At 69.2% G+C, this 14,793-nt stretch carries 13 protein-coding genes; 3 read left to right on the top strand and 10 right to left on the bottom strand.

All coding sequences use genetic code 11. From position 1 onward, the window contains the following. The first annotated feature begins 267 nt into the window (after positions 1 to 267). A complete protein-coding gene (locus tag ABD481_RS06540; RefSeq protein WP_344664613.1) occupies positions 268 to 1,098 on the top strand; it encodes a class I SAM-dependent methyltransferase in 831 nt (276 codons plus the stop codon). Here the strand turns inward: ABD481_RS06540 and ABD481_RS06535 are convergent. Beyond that, positions 1,052 to 1,951 (bottom strand): LysR family transcriptional regulator, encoded by a 900-nt coding sequence (locus ABD481_RS06535; protein ID WP_344664612.1) that lies wholly within the window; start codon positions 1,949 to 1,951, stop codon positions 1,052 to 1,054. The genes ABD481_RS06540 and ABD481_RS06535 overlap by 47 nt on opposite strands. 90 nt (positions 1,952 to 2,041) lie before the next feature. On the opposite strand from ABD481_RS06535, the gene ABD481_RS06530 reads away from it, so the two are divergent. Next, complete coding sequence (locus ABD481_RS06530) at positions 2,042 to 2,878, top strand: LLM class F420-dependent oxidoreductase (protein WP_344664611.1); 837 nt, start codon at positions 2,042 to 2,044, stop codon at positions 2,876 to 2,878. A 103-nt stretch (positions 2,879 to 2,981) separates the two neighbouring features. Here ABD481_RS06530 and ABD481_RS06525 read toward each other — a convergent pair whose 3' ends face one another. The 8 genes from ABD481_RS06525 to ABD481_RS06490 all read right to left on the bottom strand — a co-directional run bounded on the left by ABD481_RS06525 (position 2,982) and on the right by ABD481_RS06490 (position 12,290). Further along, positions 2,982 to 5,165 (bottom strand): glycosyl hydrolase, encoded by a 2,184-nt coding sequence (locus ABD481_RS06525; protein WP_344664610.1) that lies wholly within the window; start codon positions 5,163 to 5,165, stop codon positions 2,982 to 2,984. Positions 5,166 to 5,543: 378 nt separating this feature from the next. Beyond that, positions 5,544 to 6,194 (bottom strand): bifunctional 4-hydroxy-2-oxoglutarate aldolase/2-dehydro-3-deoxy-phosphogluconate aldolase, encoded by a 651-nt coding sequence (locus ABD481_RS06520; RefSeq protein WP_344664609.1) that lies wholly within the window; start codon positions 6,192 to 6,194, stop codon positions 5,544 to 5,546. Further along, positions 6,188 to 7,333 (bottom strand): galactonate dehydratase, encoded by a 1,146-nt coding sequence (gene dgoD, locus ABD481_RS06515; protein ID WP_344664608.1) that lies wholly within the window; start codon positions 7,331 to 7,333, stop codon positions 6,188 to 6,190. The genes ABD481_RS06520 and dgoD overlap by 7 nt, the downstream gene beginning before the upstream one ends. After that, positions 7,330 to 8,214 carry an NAD-dependent epimerase/dehydratase family protein gene (locus ABD481_RS06510; protein ID WP_344664607.1) on the bottom strand — a complete coding sequence of 295 codons (885 nt, stop codon included), beginning with the start codon at positions 8,212 to 8,214 and terminating at the stop codon, positions 7,330 to 7,332. The genes dgoD and ABD481_RS06510 overlap by 4 nt, the downstream gene beginning before the upstream one ends. Continuing rightward, positions 8,211 to 9,155, bottom strand: a complete 945-nt coding sequence (locus ABD481_RS06505; protein WP_344664606.1) for a sugar kinase — start codon at positions 9,153 to 9,155, stop codon at positions 8,211 to 8,213. Before ABD481_RS06505 ends, ABD481_RS06510 begins: the two co-directional genes overlap by 4 nt. Beyond that, positions 9,152 to 10,069 carry a carbohydrate ABC transporter permease gene (locus tag ABD481_RS06500; RefSeq protein WP_344664605.1) on the bottom strand — a complete coding sequence of 306 codons (918 nt, stop codon included), beginning with the start codon at positions 10,067 to 10,069 and terminating at the stop codon, positions 9,152 to 9,154. The genes ABD481_RS06505 and ABD481_RS06500 overlap by 4 nt, the downstream gene beginning before the upstream one ends. Then, positions 10,066 to 10,938, bottom strand: a complete 873-nt coding sequence (locus tag ABD481_RS06495) for a carbohydrate ABC transporter permease (protein WP_344664604.1) — start codon at positions 10,936 to 10,938, stop codon at positions 10,066 to 10,068. The genes ABD481_RS06500 and ABD481_RS06495 overlap by 4 nt, the downstream gene beginning before the upstream one ends. Before the next feature lie 71 nt (positions 10,939 to 11,009). Next, positions 11,010 to 12,290 (bottom strand): ABC transporter substrate-binding protein, encoded by a 1,281-nt coding sequence (locus tag ABD481_RS06490; protein ID WP_344664603.1) that lies wholly within the window; start codon positions 12,288 to 12,290, stop codon positions 11,010 to 11,012. Positions 12,291 to 12,406: 116 nt separating this feature from the next. Between ABD481_RS06490 and ABD481_RS06485 the strand changes: the two genes are divergently transcribed. After that, positions 12,407 to 13,450 carry a LacI family DNA-binding transcriptional regulator gene (locus ABD481_RS06485; RefSeq protein WP_344664602.1) on the top strand — a complete coding sequence of 348 codons (1,044 nt, stop codon included), beginning with the start codon at positions 12,407 to 12,409 and terminating at the stop codon, positions 13,448 to 13,450. A gap of 20 nt (positions 13,451 to 13,470) precedes the next feature. On the opposite strand, the gene ABD481_RS06480 is transcribed toward ABD481_RS06485, so the two are convergent. After that, positions 13,471 to 14,739, bottom strand: a complete 1,269-nt coding sequence (locus ABD481_RS06480; protein ID WP_344664601.1) for a hypothetical protein — start codon at positions 14,737 to 14,739, stop codon at positions 13,471 to 13,473. Positions 14,740 to 14,793 lie beyond the last annotated feature (54 nt).

Raw genomic sequence — 14,793 nt, 5'->3', positions numbered from 1 at the left:
GGAGCAGGCGGGCCGCGCCGACCTTGCGGCGGCCCAGGTCCGAGCCGAGCACCGAGGCCAACACGATGATGTTCACGATCCAGATGCTGGCGTCCATGGTGGCCAACTCCCCTCTGAGCTGCTGTTTTCTGCTTCGTTTCTGGCTGACAGTTAGAGATTCGCAGCTCGGCGGGTGGAATCGCTTCCACCCGGGGGTGGAAGGCGGGTGGAAAGAGGGTGGACCGGCATTCATCCCCCCGCTGGGACGGATCGGCTATAAAGGAATGTATGGCGGAACCAGTAAAGGTGGAGCTGGGATCGGTCCAGCAAACCCTGTTCATCCCGCTGGCCGGACGGGCGCGCGAGTCCGCCCGCAGACATCCTGTGGTCCGGGACCCGAAGGCCGCCGAGATCGTCGCGGCCGTCGACTTCGACGTGGAGCAGTACAGCCAGGGCTGGGGCGGCAGTATCACGGTCCTGCGAACAGCCGTCTTCGACGAGCTGGTCCGCGACTTCCTGCGCCACAACCCGGAAGGGACCGTCGTCGAGCTCGGCACCGGGCTGAACACCCGGTTCGAGCGCGTCGACAACGGCCGCACGCACTGGATCGACCTGGACCTGCCGGACACGATCGAGCTGCGGCGCCGGTTCTTCGAGGACACCGACCGGCGTCGGATGGTGGCCGCGTCGGTGCTCGACGAGGACTGGCTGGACGTCGTCCACGCCAGTCCGGCGCCGTACTTCTTCGTCGCCGAGGGCGTTCTGGTGTATCTCGACGAGACGCCGACGGCACTGGCCCGGATCGCCGAGTCGTTCCCGGGCGCGCAGCTGGTGTTCGACACCTACACCAAGCGGATGCTGGACCAGCAGCACAAGATGGCGGTGAAGAAGAACCTGGCCGCGCGGTGGGCCTGGCCCTGCGACGATCCCCGGTCGCTGGAGCCGCTCGGGCTGGAAGTCGTCCAGGAAGCCGCCGTGACCCGGCCGCCCGCAGCGGTGCGAAGCCGCCTCCCGCGCCGATTCCGCTACACGCTGCCGGTCCTCAAGCGGATCATGGGCAACGTCATCGCCATCACACTGTTCCGGGCCCGCACAGACACCGCTCACACGCCTCGATGAAGGTCCGCACGGCGCGGCGGTCGTCCCCGGCGCGCCAGATCACGGCCAATTCGCTGGGCGCCAGCCCCACAACGCGCCGACACACCAGGTCGTCCCGCTGGTAGATCTCCGCGTTACCGGCCGCGAGCAATACCAGGCCCAGCCCGGAGGCGACCGCTTCGATCGCCTCCTCAGCCGTTTCGGCCTCGGCCACGACGCACGCCGGCCTCGCCCGTTCGTCGTTGCCCAGCCAGAACTCGCGAAGCGCTCCCGCGGACGTCGGCAGCGCGATGAACGGCTCGTCGGCCAGTTCGGCCAGGGCTATCTCGGTGCGGACAGCCAGCCGGTGATCGGCCGACAGGGCCACCCAGCGGTCCTCGGTGGCGACGACTTTCCACGCCAGTTCGCCGGTCGCCGGGACCGGCAGCCAGGCGACGGCCACGTCGACTTCGCCGCTCGCCAACCCCACGGTGGGATCGCCCCACGCGATCTGCCGGAACAACAGCCTCCACTCCGGCACGTCGCGGCCCATTCTGGCCGTGACGGCGGGGATGAGGCCCCGGCCGATCCTGGTGTGGAAGCCGACCGTCAGTGTTCTTCGCTGGGTCGCCGTCGCGGCGGCGACGGCATGCTGTGCGGCCTCCCACTGTTCGATGATCTGCCGGGCCTGCGGCAGCAGAGCAGCACCAGCCGAGGTCAGGGCGACCGTTCGGTGGTCCCGGTCAAAGAGCGCGACCCGCAGCGAAGTCTCCAGATGCCGGATCTGTTTGCTGAGCGACGGTTGCGCGATGAACAGCCGCCCGGCCGCCCGGGTGAAGCTCAGTTCCTCGGCCACCGCGACGAAGTACCGCAGATCGCGCACATGGACATCCATAGCCAAAGGCTATAGCGGACGGTCTTGGACACGCTTCCCGCGGCCGTCCGACGATGAGACGTAATCAGCGAGCGGAGGAGGGCATCGTCGATGGAACTGGGTGTGTCCGGGTTGAACGCCAAGGCGACGCTGGGCCCGGTCGACACGGTCCGGTTGGCCCGGCTGGCCGAGGAACTGGGCTACATGTCGTGGTGGGCCGGTGAACACGTGGTGCTGCCGAGTCCCCGAGTACCGGAATCGCCGATGGCGCCGACCGATCCGGTCCTTGATCCGCTGGTACACCTGGCGTATGTCGCGGCCGTCACGCAGCGGCTGGAGCTCGGCACCGGAATCGTGATCCTGCCGCAGCGCAATCCGGTCGTCCTCGCCAAACAGGCGGCGAGCCTGGACGTGCTCAGCGGCGGGCGCCTGCTGCTGGGAGTCGGCGTCGGCTACCTCGAACCGGAGATGCGCGCGGTCGGCGTGCCGATGGCCGACCGGGGGCGCCGCACCGACGAGTACATCGACGCGATGACCAGCCTGTGGACCGATCCGGCCCCCGCGTTCAAGGGCAGGTACGCCGAGTTCCGCGACGTCGACGCCCATCCGCGCCCCACCAACCCCCGCATCGTCGTCGGCGGCCACAGTCCGGCCGCTTTCCGCCGCGCGGTCACCCGCGGGCACGCCTGGTTCGGCAACGGCGGCCTCGACGATCTCCCGCGCCACCTCGCCGGGCTCCGCCGCGCCGCCGAGGAAGTCGAGCGTCCGGATCGGCTGGGCCGGCTGGAGATCATCTACATGCCGCTGAACCCGGTGGTCGTGGACCGGCAGTCCGCGCAGCGCTACGCCGAACTCGGCGTGGATCGCCTCGTGGTCTACCCGCTCCCCCTCGAAGATCCCGATGACGTGGCGCGGTTCATGGAGCAGCACGCGACGCTGCTGGATTAGCCGCTACCGCGCTGCTGACAGCTGCGTACATCGACGAAGAGGGTTCCGGCAGCCGCTGCGCCGGAACCCTCCTCAGGGTGCGATGACGTCATCGCTGCCTGTGTCAGTCGATAACGCTGATGTCGTCGATGTGCCCGCGATACCCGCCGGTGACGTTCGCCTGGTCATAGCCGATGTCCACGCGGGAGATGGTCTTTCCGTTCGCGACCGCGCCGAGGTTGACGGTGACGCGGTTCCACGTATCGAGGGTCAAGTGGCCGCACTGATAGCTCGGGTGGGCCCGGTTGCCGTTCTGGTCCACGGCCCCGGAGTCCCGCAGGTTGGTGTTGTCGGTGAAGATCAGGTCGACGGCCACGCAGGTGCTGTTGCCACCGCTGGCATAGCCGTAGCTGTTGGCCGAGCTTTCCGGATCGATCCAGTAGGTGAGCGTGGTCCCGGGACCCACCACGAGGTTCTTGCCGCTGAGGTCGAAGACCTTCAGGTAGGCGTGGTCGGCCCCGCTGGAGGTGGTGCCGCTGCCGGAGTAGAGCAGCGACTGGGTGCCCGAGTGGTTGCTGAGCGGAGCGCCGTTGTCGACGTAGGCCTCCGGCGCGGTCATGCCGCAGCAGACGCCTGTGACGTTCACCAGGCCACCGGCCGGATAGGCCGCGTTGTCGACGGCGCTGTTCCACGTGGGCGCCAGGTCGTTCGGCTCGACGCCGGTGGAGAACGCCGGACCCAGCGTCGCCGCCTCCAGAACCACGCCGCCGCCTCCGAAGTCGGTGCTCGTCGTCCACTTCAGCGTGAGTGTCTGGTTGGCGGAGTTGGCCTGGTAAATCAGGGTGTAGACGCCCGCGCTGGTCCCCGATGAACTACTGACCGAGGTGTCCAGGTAGGAGCCGCTCCCGTCGCTCAGGGTGGCCACCAGCTGCCCCGTCGCGTGCCAGGAGTTGACGTACAGCTTGACGGCCCGCTTGGTCGTGTCCGCCGGCACCGTCAGCTGGAAGCCGTTGTTCGCTCCCGCTGTATAGGCGCCCGCGGTGTTGGTGCCGCCGGCGTCCGGCGTGCCGTCGCTCCAACTCACCGTCGGAGCCCCGCCGCCGGACTTGCTGGCACTGCCGGTGCCGAGCAGCGTGTAGTTGCTGATCTGGCTGCCGCCGGTGCTCTTGCGGTCATAGCTGGTGGCGGTCGCCGCCGCCCAAGTGGCCCAGTCCGAGCGTCCCTCGGCGCTCAGGTTCACGGTCGACGCCGGGGCCTGCGTCTCCATGCCTGTCACGGTCCCGCCGCTGCCGGCGGCGAGGACCCGGCTGGCCGCCCCCTGGATGTAGATCGGGTCGGCCGACGCCGTCAGGGTCGCGACGCCGTTGACCGGCGTCACGGTCTGCGTGGCGCCCGTCATCGAGGTGACGGTCAGCTGGTTGGCGGTCTGCACGTAGATCTGCTGGTTCCCGGCGGTGGACCACACCACACGCAGGTCGTTGCTGAACAGCTTGTCGTAGATGCCGCTGCCCACTATCTCGCTGCGCACGAAGGACTTGGTGCCCACTTGCTGAGTGAGCACTTTGTACGCTGTCGCAGAAGGCTTCGGCGGATACTGCCCCGCAGAGTTCTCCTCATCGAACAGACCATGCGTATGGATGCCCCCGTATTCGTCATGATCGTTCATGAAGTCGTACCAGAAATACTTCTGCACTCCGGCCGCGAGCGACAGGACGGCACTACGTACTAGGTAGTCAGCCTGATTCTGGTATCCGACCACACTGCTTTCCCAGCCGACCTCGGTGGCCCAGATCGGCTTGGGATTGCCGTTGTTGTACTGCTTGATCAGATTCTCCATGCCGATCTGCTGCGTGTCGGCCGTGCCGTCCTCGGGCGTCGCGCCGTAGGGATGGTCGGAGATGATGTCCATGTACGGCATGCCACCGGCCTGGAAGACCTGCTCCAGGTAGTTGGTGTCGACCTGGTACAGCACTCCCCCGACCACACCCACATCCGGGCGGATGGATTTGACCGCCTGGTAGGTGACCTGCAAGAGATGGGCATAGCAAGTCGGCTTCTGGCGAGTAGCGTGGCCGCCAACAACGTCTACACAGGCACCGCCGTGATCGTCGAACCAACCACCGTTGGGTTCGTTCCAGACCTCCACGTACGAGATCCGTGACCCGAAGTAGTTGAGCACCGCTTTGACGTAGTTGACCCAAGCGGCGTAAGCGGCGTCTGAGTAGGGTGTCGCTCCCCCGTCATAGAGCGGGTTCTGATAGTCGAGGATAACGAGTGGATTGATTTTGTCGTCCCTCAGCTGATCCATGAACGGCTTGTATGTGCTGAAGTCGTACACGCCAGGCTTTTTCTCGACCACGTTCCAGCTGATGTCGGTCCGCGCCCACGTGACGCCGACCGTCGAGACCTGCGGTGGCTGTCCGTCAGTGGGTGGTATGTGGATGGCCACGCCGAACGGCGAGTCGGCGAACTGAGGTGTGGACGGTGTCGCGGCGGTTGTGTTTGTAGTGGACGCTGCGTGTGTAGTGGATGCAGCGTGTCCGGCGCTCGGCTGCCAAATGATCGACATGGCGGCCAGCGTCGAGACGAGGAGGAATAGACTCAGCAGGCGTATACGCCTGACATGGCCCATTTCCATGAGGGGTTCCTTTCGGGCAAAGGTGTGGAGCTGGTGTCGCGCCTTTCCTCAAGTGCTGCGCACATATTCGGCGAGTCGTTCGAGCTGACTCGGATCGGCCAGGGCGGAGCCGACGGCGATGGCGTCGGCTCCGGCCGCGAAGAAACCGTCGGCGTTGACGGCGTCGACACCGCCGACGGCGACCAGGGAGATCCGCGGGAAGGGACCGCGCATCGCTTGGAACCAAGCAGTTCCCAGACCCGTCGCGGGGAAGGCCTTGAGCCAACGCAGGCCCAGCGCGACGGCTTGTTGGATCTCGGTGGCCGTGGCGACGCCGGGCAGCGGGTGCAGGCCGGCGGCCAGGCCGGCGCGCACGATGTCGGCGTCCAGGCCGGGGCTCACGATGAACGAGGCTCCGGCTCGTCGGGCGGCGTCGACCTGCTCGTGGGTGATGACGGTGCCCGCGCCGACGCTGTGTCCGTTCTCGGCCGCCAGTGCGCAGACCGCACGCAGCGACTCCAGATCGGTGGCGGACTGGAGCGGCACCTCGATCAGGTCGATGCCGGCGGACCAGGCCCGGCGCGCGAGGTCCACGGTGCGCTCGGGCCCGTGACCGCGCAGGATGGCCATCACCGGACTGTCCCGCAGCGCGCGGTCGAACCAGAGCTGTGACTCAGCAGCCTGATCACGGTCGACGCCCGCGATCCCAGGGGTCACCATTCGGCGAAGCTCCCGTCACCATGGGTCCAGATCGGCGAACCGGGGCCCAGCGGACCGGTGTCGACGGCGGCCCGGACCGCGTCCTCGTCGATCTCGACGCCCAGACCGGGGCCGGTCAGCCGCCGGACGCGGCCTTCCACCGGCGTCAGCACCGACGGGTCGCGCATCAGCCGGGTGTCGTCGGACGGCCCCAGATGCGGATCGAAGGACAGTTCCTGCGCGTAGAAGTTCGGCACGGCGAAGGCGATCTGCAGGCTCGCGGCCAGCGCCAGCGGCCCCAGCGGGCAGTGCGGGGCGACCTGCGCGTCGTAGACCTCGGCCTGGGTCGCGATCCGGAAGACCTCGGTGATGCCGCCGGCGTGCGAGACATCGGGCTGGACCACGGCCACCCCGGCCTCCAGGATTCGCCGGAACTCAGTGCGCTGATAGAGCCGCTCGCCAGTGGCGATCGGCACCGGCGAGCAGCGGACCAGGTCGCCGATCAGGTCGCTGTGCTCGGGCCGCAGCGGCTCCTCGGCGAAGGCCAGGCCCAGCGGCTCCAGCCGGGGCAGGATCCGGCGCGCCATCGGGACGGAGAACCGGCCGTGCAGATCGATGCAGAGGTCGACGTGGCCGCCGACCGCCTGCCGCAGCTCGCCCAGCTGCTCGACGATCTCGTCCACGCGCGCCGGGGTCTCGATGAAGCCGACGGGGCCCCGCGGCGCCACTTTCAACAGGTCCAGTCCGGCGGCGAGGTGCCGCTTCGCCAGCTCGGGGTCGCCGGTCCGGCCGTCCCGGTTGGCGTGGGCGTAGGCGCGGGCGTGGTCGCGCGTCGGGCCGCCGAGCAGCTCGTGCACGGGCACGTCCAGCCAGCGGCCCTTGATGTCCCACAGCGCCTGGTCCAGCCCGGCCACGGCGGACGACAGCACCGGGCCGCCCCGGTAGTAACCGCCCCGGGCCAGGTTCTGCCACAGGCGGGTGATGGCCAGCGGATCGGCGCCGATGAGGTGCTCGCTCATCCGCTCGACGGCGGCGGTGACGGTGCGGGCCCAGTTCTCCAGCGTGTGCTCGCCCCATCCGGACACGCCCTCGTCGGTGGAGACCTTGACCAGGGCGCGCCGGTTGCTGAGCACGAAGGTCTCGATGGCGGTGATCTTCATGGCCGGCGGCCCCATCCCGTGTCCTCGTGCACTGATTCGCTCGGGGTGAACCGGAGCAGGTGCTCGGCGAGCGTGGTGTCGATCAGCGGCGCGTTCCCGTCGAACGGCCGGCGGCGCGGCACGTCGGGCGCGTACTCGTCGAGCAGCCGCCGGGTGGGCCGGTCCAGCAGGGTGTCCGCGGCGCTCAGGCCGATGACGTGCGCGCCGACGAGCGGCGCCCGGAGCGCGGCCTCGATCGCGCGCACCGCGTCGGTCATCGTCAGGTAGGCCCAGCCGGTGCGGACCATGCTTTTGGGATCGGCCTCGGCCACGCGCTTCTCCTGCCGCAGCACCGGCAGGGTCTTGACCAGCGGGAAGCGCAGGGCGACGACCTGCATGCCCCAGGTGCGGGAAGCCATCTGCGCGGTCAGCTCATCAGAGCGTTTCGACAGCGAATAGGGGTCCGCGATGTCGTAGGGCAGGTCCTCGTCCAACGGGAAGTACGCGGGCAGCGGCGTGTGCGGGTTCAGGCCGTAGCCGGGCGCGTGGATGCTGCTGGCGATCACCGCGCGGTGGATCGACGCCTCGCCGGCCTGGGACAGGACGTTGAAGGTGGAGGCGACGTTGTTGCGGTAGACCTCGTACGGGGTCCCGAGCGAGGGGTGGGCCAGCGCGGCCAGGTGCACCACGGCGTCGCAGCCCGTGAGCGCGTCGGCGACGGTGTCGACGTCGGCGGCGTCGCCGACCACGGTCCGGTCCGCCGGCGGCGGATCGGAGTCGGCGGGCAGCACCAAGGCCGTGACCGTGAAGCCGCGCTGCCGCAGATACGGCACGGCGGCCTGGCCGATGCCGCCCGCCGCGCCGGTCACCAGGACCCGGGACCAGCGGGTCGTCCTCGTCATCGCAAGACGTCCTTTCCGCTGTGCAGCACCAGTTCCGCGGCGCTGGGCAGCCCCTCCCAGTCGCCGTCGGAGGCGACGGAGAACCCGGCGACCCGCACCGCCTGGTCGATCTGCTGCTCGGCGTCGTGGCCGGCGAGGAAGGCGGCGAGGAACCCGGCCGCGAACGCGTCGCCCGCGCCGACCGTGTCGACCACGCGCACCGCGATCGCGTCGCGCCGGAACCGGCCGTCCGGGCAGGACAGCAGGCTCCCGTCGGCGCCGGACTTGATGACGACCGTCGGCGGGCCCGCCGCGTGCAGGGCCTTGGCCATGTCGGCCGGGTCCTGAAGACCGGTCAGCAGCGCCGCTTCGTCGGCGGTGGCGAACACGATGTCGGCGGCCGCGATCAGCGGCCGGGCCAGCTGCGCGAACTCCTCCGGCGTCGCCAGCGCGGAGCGGTAGTTGAGGTCGACGGAGACCGGCACCCCGGCCGCGCGCGCCAGCTCCACCGCGTGCGTCACGGCCTCGGCCGGTCCGGGCCCCAGGCACAGCAGGATGCCGGTCACGTGCAGCAGCGAGGCGGCGGCCACCAGGGTGCCGTCGACGTCGGCGGCCGACAGTCCGACGCCCGCGGCGTCCTTGCGGTAGTACCAGATCCGGGTGGTGCCGCTGGTGCGCTGCTCGGACAGGATCAGGCCGGTCGGCCGGTCCGGGTCGACGCGGACCCGGGCCTGGACGCCCTCGGCGCGCAGTTCGCGGCGGATCATGTCGGCCAGGGCGTCCGGCCCCAGGTGCCCGATCCAGGTCGCCGGGATCCCGAGCCGGCGCATGCCGATCGCCACGTTCGTCTCGGCGCCGGCGAAGCTCAGGCCCAGGCGGGCGCCGTGTTCCAGCGGCCGTTCGGTGCGGCTGCGGATGACGGCCATGGTCTGGCCGATGGTGACCAGCCCGAGGCCCCTCATTTCACCGCTCCCGAGGTCATGCCGGAGACGACCTGCCGCTGGAAGATCAGGAACAGCACGAACAGCGGCAGCACGCCGAGCAGCGCGGCCGGGAAGAGTTGGGTGGGCTGCAAGGTGTGGGGGTCGGCGAAGGAGTAGGCGTTGGCCATGACGGTGCTCTTGCCGGGGTCCTGGAGGAAGACCAGTGGGATGACCAAGTTGTTCCAGACTTGAAGCGAGACGAAGGTGAGCAGTGTCCCGGTGACGGGGCGCATCAGCGGAAAGATGATGGTGAAGAAGGTGCGCAGCGGTCCGCAGCCGTCGATGGCCGCGGCCTCCTCCAGCTCGGCGGGGATCTGCCGCACGAAGCTGGTGTAGAAGAAGACTGATACCGGCAGGTTGAGCGCGGTGTAGATGACGACCAGCCCGAAGCGGCTGTCGAGCAGGTGCAGGTCACGGATCAGCAGATACAGCGGGCCGATGATCACGAACACCGGGACGGTGAGCCCGAGGATGAACATCCGGTACATCGCAGTGCTCAGACGCGAGGTGATCCGGGCCAGCGGATAGGCCGCCATCGAGCCGACCACCGAGATCGCCAGGCAGGAGAAGACGGTCAGCAGCACGGCGTTCCAGGCGCTGGAGAAGTAGTGGATCTCCTGGACCGAGGTCTTGTAGTTGTCCAGGGTGAGATGGCGCGGCAGGCCCAGCGGGTCGGCGGCGATGTCGCCGGCGGTCCGGAACGAGGCGAGCAGCGTGAACAGGAACGGGCCGACGTAGACCAGGGCCGCGACGACGAGCAGGATCTCGATCAGCCGGCGCCGGGTGCGCCGCCGGATTCTCGGGCGGTCGCCGCCGCTCACCACGACGTCGGCGCCCAAAACCCGGGCCGGGGGCACGGACGGATGCCGCGTGGTGCTCATATCGCTGCTCATATCGCGCGCTCCCGTCGGCGCAGCAGCGATCCCGCCGCGCTGGAGACCACCAGGACGAGCACGAGCAGCACGACCGCCGCGGCGGCGCCCTGGCCGAAGTCGGTCCGAGTGAAGATGTCCCGGTAGATGAGCATGGTCAGGGTGCTGGTGGAGCCCATCGGGCCGCCGCCGGTCAGCACGAAGGGGAAGTCGAAGACGCCCAGGGTGCCGATCAGGCTGAGCGTCACGTTCACCGTGAGCGCGGGCGCCAGCATCGGCCACTCGATGCCGCGGAACCGCTGCCAGCCGTTGGCGCCGTCGATCGCGGCGGCGTCCAGCGCGTCCTGCGGGATGCCGGCGTATCCGGCGAGGAAGATCACGCAGGAGTAGCCGACGAACATCCAGATGTTGACCGCGGCGACCGCGAACAGCGCGATCGACGGATCGCCGAGCCAGACCTGCTGGAGGCGGCCCAGGCCGATATCGCCGAGGAAGGCGTTGATCCCGCCGTCCGGCCGGTAGAGGTAGGACCAGATGAACGAGGCCATGACCGGCGAGATCAGGGCGGGGAGCAGCAGGATGTTGCTGACCACGCGGCGCACGCGCGGGCGCCGGGCCAGGATCGAGGCGGCCAGCAGGCCCAGGCCGGTCTGGACGACGAGCACGACGGCCGCGTACAGCACCGTGTGCTTGAGGGCGTCGACGACCTGGGGATCGTCGAACAGCTTCCGGTACTGCTCGGTCCCCACGAAGTTCGAGCTCGGGCCGCCGGTGTTGTCGGTGAAGCTGAGCAGGACTCCGCGGACCAGGGGATAGAGGATGAAGGTGCCGTAGATGGCCGTGGCCGGCAGCAGGAACAAGACCCAGGTACGACGGCTGCGCTGGAGCAAAGTGCTGTCCTTTCGGGGCGTGGCGGGCGGCCCGGCGCGGGGCCGCCCGCCACCGCGGTGGTGCGCGGGGCTCAGGATCCGGGGGCGGCGGCCTTCTGGAACGCCTGCAAGGTGGCGTTCACGTCGCTCTTGCCGAGCAGGAAGCCCTGCAGCGCGGACCGGATCTGGGTCTCCGGGGCGTTCAGCAGCCAGGTGTTGATCGGCATCAGCGTGAACTTGCCCGAGGCGAAGGTGGAGGCCATGGTCGCCAGGAAGGGGCTGGTGCCGCCGGCGCCGCCGAACGGGCTGATGGCCGCCTCGGCCTGCACATAGGGCGCCAGGTTCTCCGACTTCGCCCAGAAGTCCAGATACGCCTTCGCGGCGTCGGAGACCTTGGTCTTGGCGTTGACCGACCACATCGTCCCGGGGAAGACCAGGGCGCTCGGCGCCACCCCGGCCTCGCCGCCGGGCCACGGGATGAAGGCCAGCTTGAAGCCGCCCTTCTGGATCGCCGCGGCCTGCCACGAGCCGCCCGCGTAGAACGCGGACTTGCCGGCCAGGAAGTCGGGCTCGCCGGTGGTGACCTCGTCGGTGCCGACCGAGCCCTTCAGATCCACCAGGCCGCGGGTGCCCAGCGCCTGGATCTGCTCCAGCGGCTTCTGGAACGACTGCGGGAAGGTGACCTTGCCGGCCATGAACTGCTGGTCCCAGTCCGGCGTCTGGCCGTAGACCGTGGTGGCCGCCGACAACAGCATGACGAACTCGGCCATGTAGCCCTGGGCGTCGGGCAGCGAGTAGCCGGGCAGGCCCTTGGCCTTCAGCTTCGCCAGGTCGTCGAGGAAGGTCGGGAAGTCGGTCGGGGCGCTGTCGATCCCGGCCTTGGCCAGGATGTCCAAGTTGGTGTAGATACCCACCGGGCTCAGCTCCATCGGCGCGGCCAGCACCTTGCCCTGGTAGCTGACGAACGGCTTCAGGTTGGCCGGGACGCCGGAGGTCCAGCCCTGCTGCGTCAGGTCCGCGAGGTACCCGGACTTGCCCCAGGTCTGGACCTTCTGCGGGTCGACCATGATGACGTCCGCGGCGTCGCCGGCGATCAGCTGGGACTGGAGTTTCTGCAGGTAGACGTCGTTCGGCGGGACGAAGCTGTAGTCCAGCTTGATGTTCGGGTGCGCGGCCTGGAAGGCGGCGTTCACCTGGGCCACGTTGGCCGGCTCGGCGCCGCCGCCCTTCCAGCCCTCGACCTTCAGGGTCACGGTCCCGGAGGACCCGCCCGAGGAGGACGACGAGGACGAACCGGAACCGCACCCCGCCAGAACACCCACGGCGAGGGCCGCCGAGGTCAGCGCGCAGAGTGCGCGGTTGAGATGTCTCATACCAGGATCCTTCGGGTAGAATCGGCGTTAGGAAACCGGTTAACTGGCCGCGAACGCTAGCTCGATCCCTGATACGGTGTCAAGGAATTTCGCGGCGACCAGGCAAAGGGGTAGCGGTGCCACCAGAACCCGGCAAAGGGGCGCAGAACGGCCTCCACGGGAGTCGCGCACGGCTGGCCGACGTGGCCCGCGCGGCGGGGGTGTCCAAGGCCGCCGCGTCCAAGGTCCTCAACAGCGATCCGGACTTCTCAGCCCGCCCCGAGACCCGGCTGCGGATCATGGAGGCCGCGCAGGCGCTCGGCTACCGGCCGCACGTCGCGGCCCGGGCGCTGGCGACGTCGCACGCGCGCACCGTGGCCCTGCTGGTGCCGAAGCTGACCAACATGACCTACGTGACCATCGCCCGCGGGGCCTTCGAGCGGGCCCGGGAGCGGGACTACGTCTCGGTGATGTCGGAGGACTACGACGAGTACTCGGCCATGGCCGCCTTCCGCGACCTGGTGGACGTCGGCCGGGTGGACGGGCTGATCGTGGCCTCGGCCCGGCCCGACCACACGTTGATCGGCGCCCTGTCGGAGTCGCGGATCCCGCATGTGTTCCTCAACCGCGCGGTCGCCGGGTCGGGGCGCAACGTGGTCATGGACGTCGCGAAGTCGAGCCGCCTGGCGGTGCGGCACTTCGCCGAGCTGGGCCACCGGTACGTGGCGCATGTGGCCGGGCCCCGAGGCATCGCGCCGAGCGACGAGCGGGCGCGGGCCTTCCTGGAATACGCCCCGGAATTCGGGCTCGAAGTGTGCCAGGTGGAGCACGTCGAATTCTCGGAAGCCGGCGGCGCCGCGGGCGCGGCCGCCATTCTCGAAGCCGGCCGGGCGACCGCCATCTATGCCAGTTCCCTGGCTCAGGCGATCGGTGCCATGCACGGTGCCCGGGAGGCCGGGCGGCGAATTCCCGAGGACGTCTCGATCATCGGCAACGACGATTTCCCGATCGCCGCATACCTCTCGCCGCCGCTGACGACGGTAGCTATGCCGCTGCGCGAGCTGGGACGGTTTGGGGCGGACGCGATCATCGATCAGCTTGAGGGAAAGCATCCGGTCGATCTGGTGATTCCGACGGAGCCGACGCTCGCGGTTCGTTCGTCGACGGCTCCGCCTTCGTAGGATTTCGGTTTTTTATCTCTTCAGCCGTTGCGCATTGCGAACGGGTTGTAGACCGGCGCTGTGGAGGACAAGGAATTCGAGTAGCCGACAGCGTGCACTATCGACGCGCCGGGCGTGGTCGTAACTCCGGAGAGAGTGGTCGGCAAGCCGGGAGCGTTCGGGCTGGGGACGATGCTCCAGGTGCTGCCGTTCCAGTGCAGCGTCAACGACTGGCGCTGGGTCGTGCCGGGGATGACGCTGTCGCCGACCGCCCAGACGCTGTTGGCGGCGTTGGCAGTGGTCACGGCATGGAGCAGCGGGTCGGTACCCGTGTTGGGACTCGGGACCTTGGTCCACACAGTGCCGTTCCAGTGCTCGATCAGGGTGCTGTAACTACCGGTCGTGCCGATGACGCCGGCGGTACCGACGGCCCACACGTCAGTCGGGCTGTTCGCCTTGAGCCCGTAGAGGTTGTCGACCGCGTTGACGTTGCTGCTGCCGACAGTGGGCATGGGGACGAGGCTCCAGGCGCTGCCGTTCCAGTGCACCGAGTACGGCTCGTACTGGTAGGCGTTGGCGCCGATCTGCTCCAGGGCCGAGCCGGTCATCCACACGTCGTCGGGACCGTCGGCGGAGATCGCGGTGAGGGCGCCGCCCATGTTGTTGTTGTCGGGCTGCGGCGGCGAGAAGTTGGTCCACGCGGTGCCGTCCCAGTGCGCGGCCTGGCCGTCGTGGGTCCAGGTGCCGAAGGCGTAGGCGTCGGTCGGGCTGATGTCGGCGACGCCGACGACCGTGGTGCTTCCCAGGACGCTGATGCTGACCGGGCTCCAGGCACTCCCGTTCCAGTGCAGGGCCAACGGATTGAACTGATAGCGCTGCTGCCGCATCTGCCCCACGGCCCAGGCGTCGTTCGGCCCGCTGGCGCTCACCGCGTCGAGGCCGGCGGTCGGGAAGGCGATGGCCGGCGCGGTCGCCTGGGTCCAGGCGGAGCCGTTCCAGTGGTCGATCAGGACCTTGGAGCCGAGGTTGGTGGTGGCGGCGCCGCCCTGGCTGCCGACGGCCCAGGCGTCGGCGTCGGCGGTCGAGGCGGCGGCGACCAGGAAGGCGTTCTGGCCTTGCGGTGGTGCGCTGACGGCTGTCCAGCCGGTGGCCGTCGGGGCCGCGTCGGCGGACGCTGGGGCCGCTGGGGCCACTGTGGCCGCTGTGGCCGCTGTGGCCGCGCCGGCCGGGATCGCTGAAGCGGCCGGAACCGCGGCGAGCACCAGCGCGGCGGCGATGGCGATGCCTCCGCCGATTTTCGAACCGTGCATCGTTCCCCCTTGCGAGTGGTGGCTTCTGGGGGCAACGGTGGGGGTTCGAGGTCG

It is taken from the genome of Catenulispora yoronensis (assembly GCF_039531695.1).
Taxonomy (GTDB): domain Bacteria; phylum Actinomycetota; class Actinomycetes; order Streptomycetales; family Catenulisporaceae; genus Catenulispora; species Catenulispora yoronensis.
Note: the sequence above shows the minus strand (reverse complement) of the source record. Positions and strands in the feature narration are given on the sequence as shown.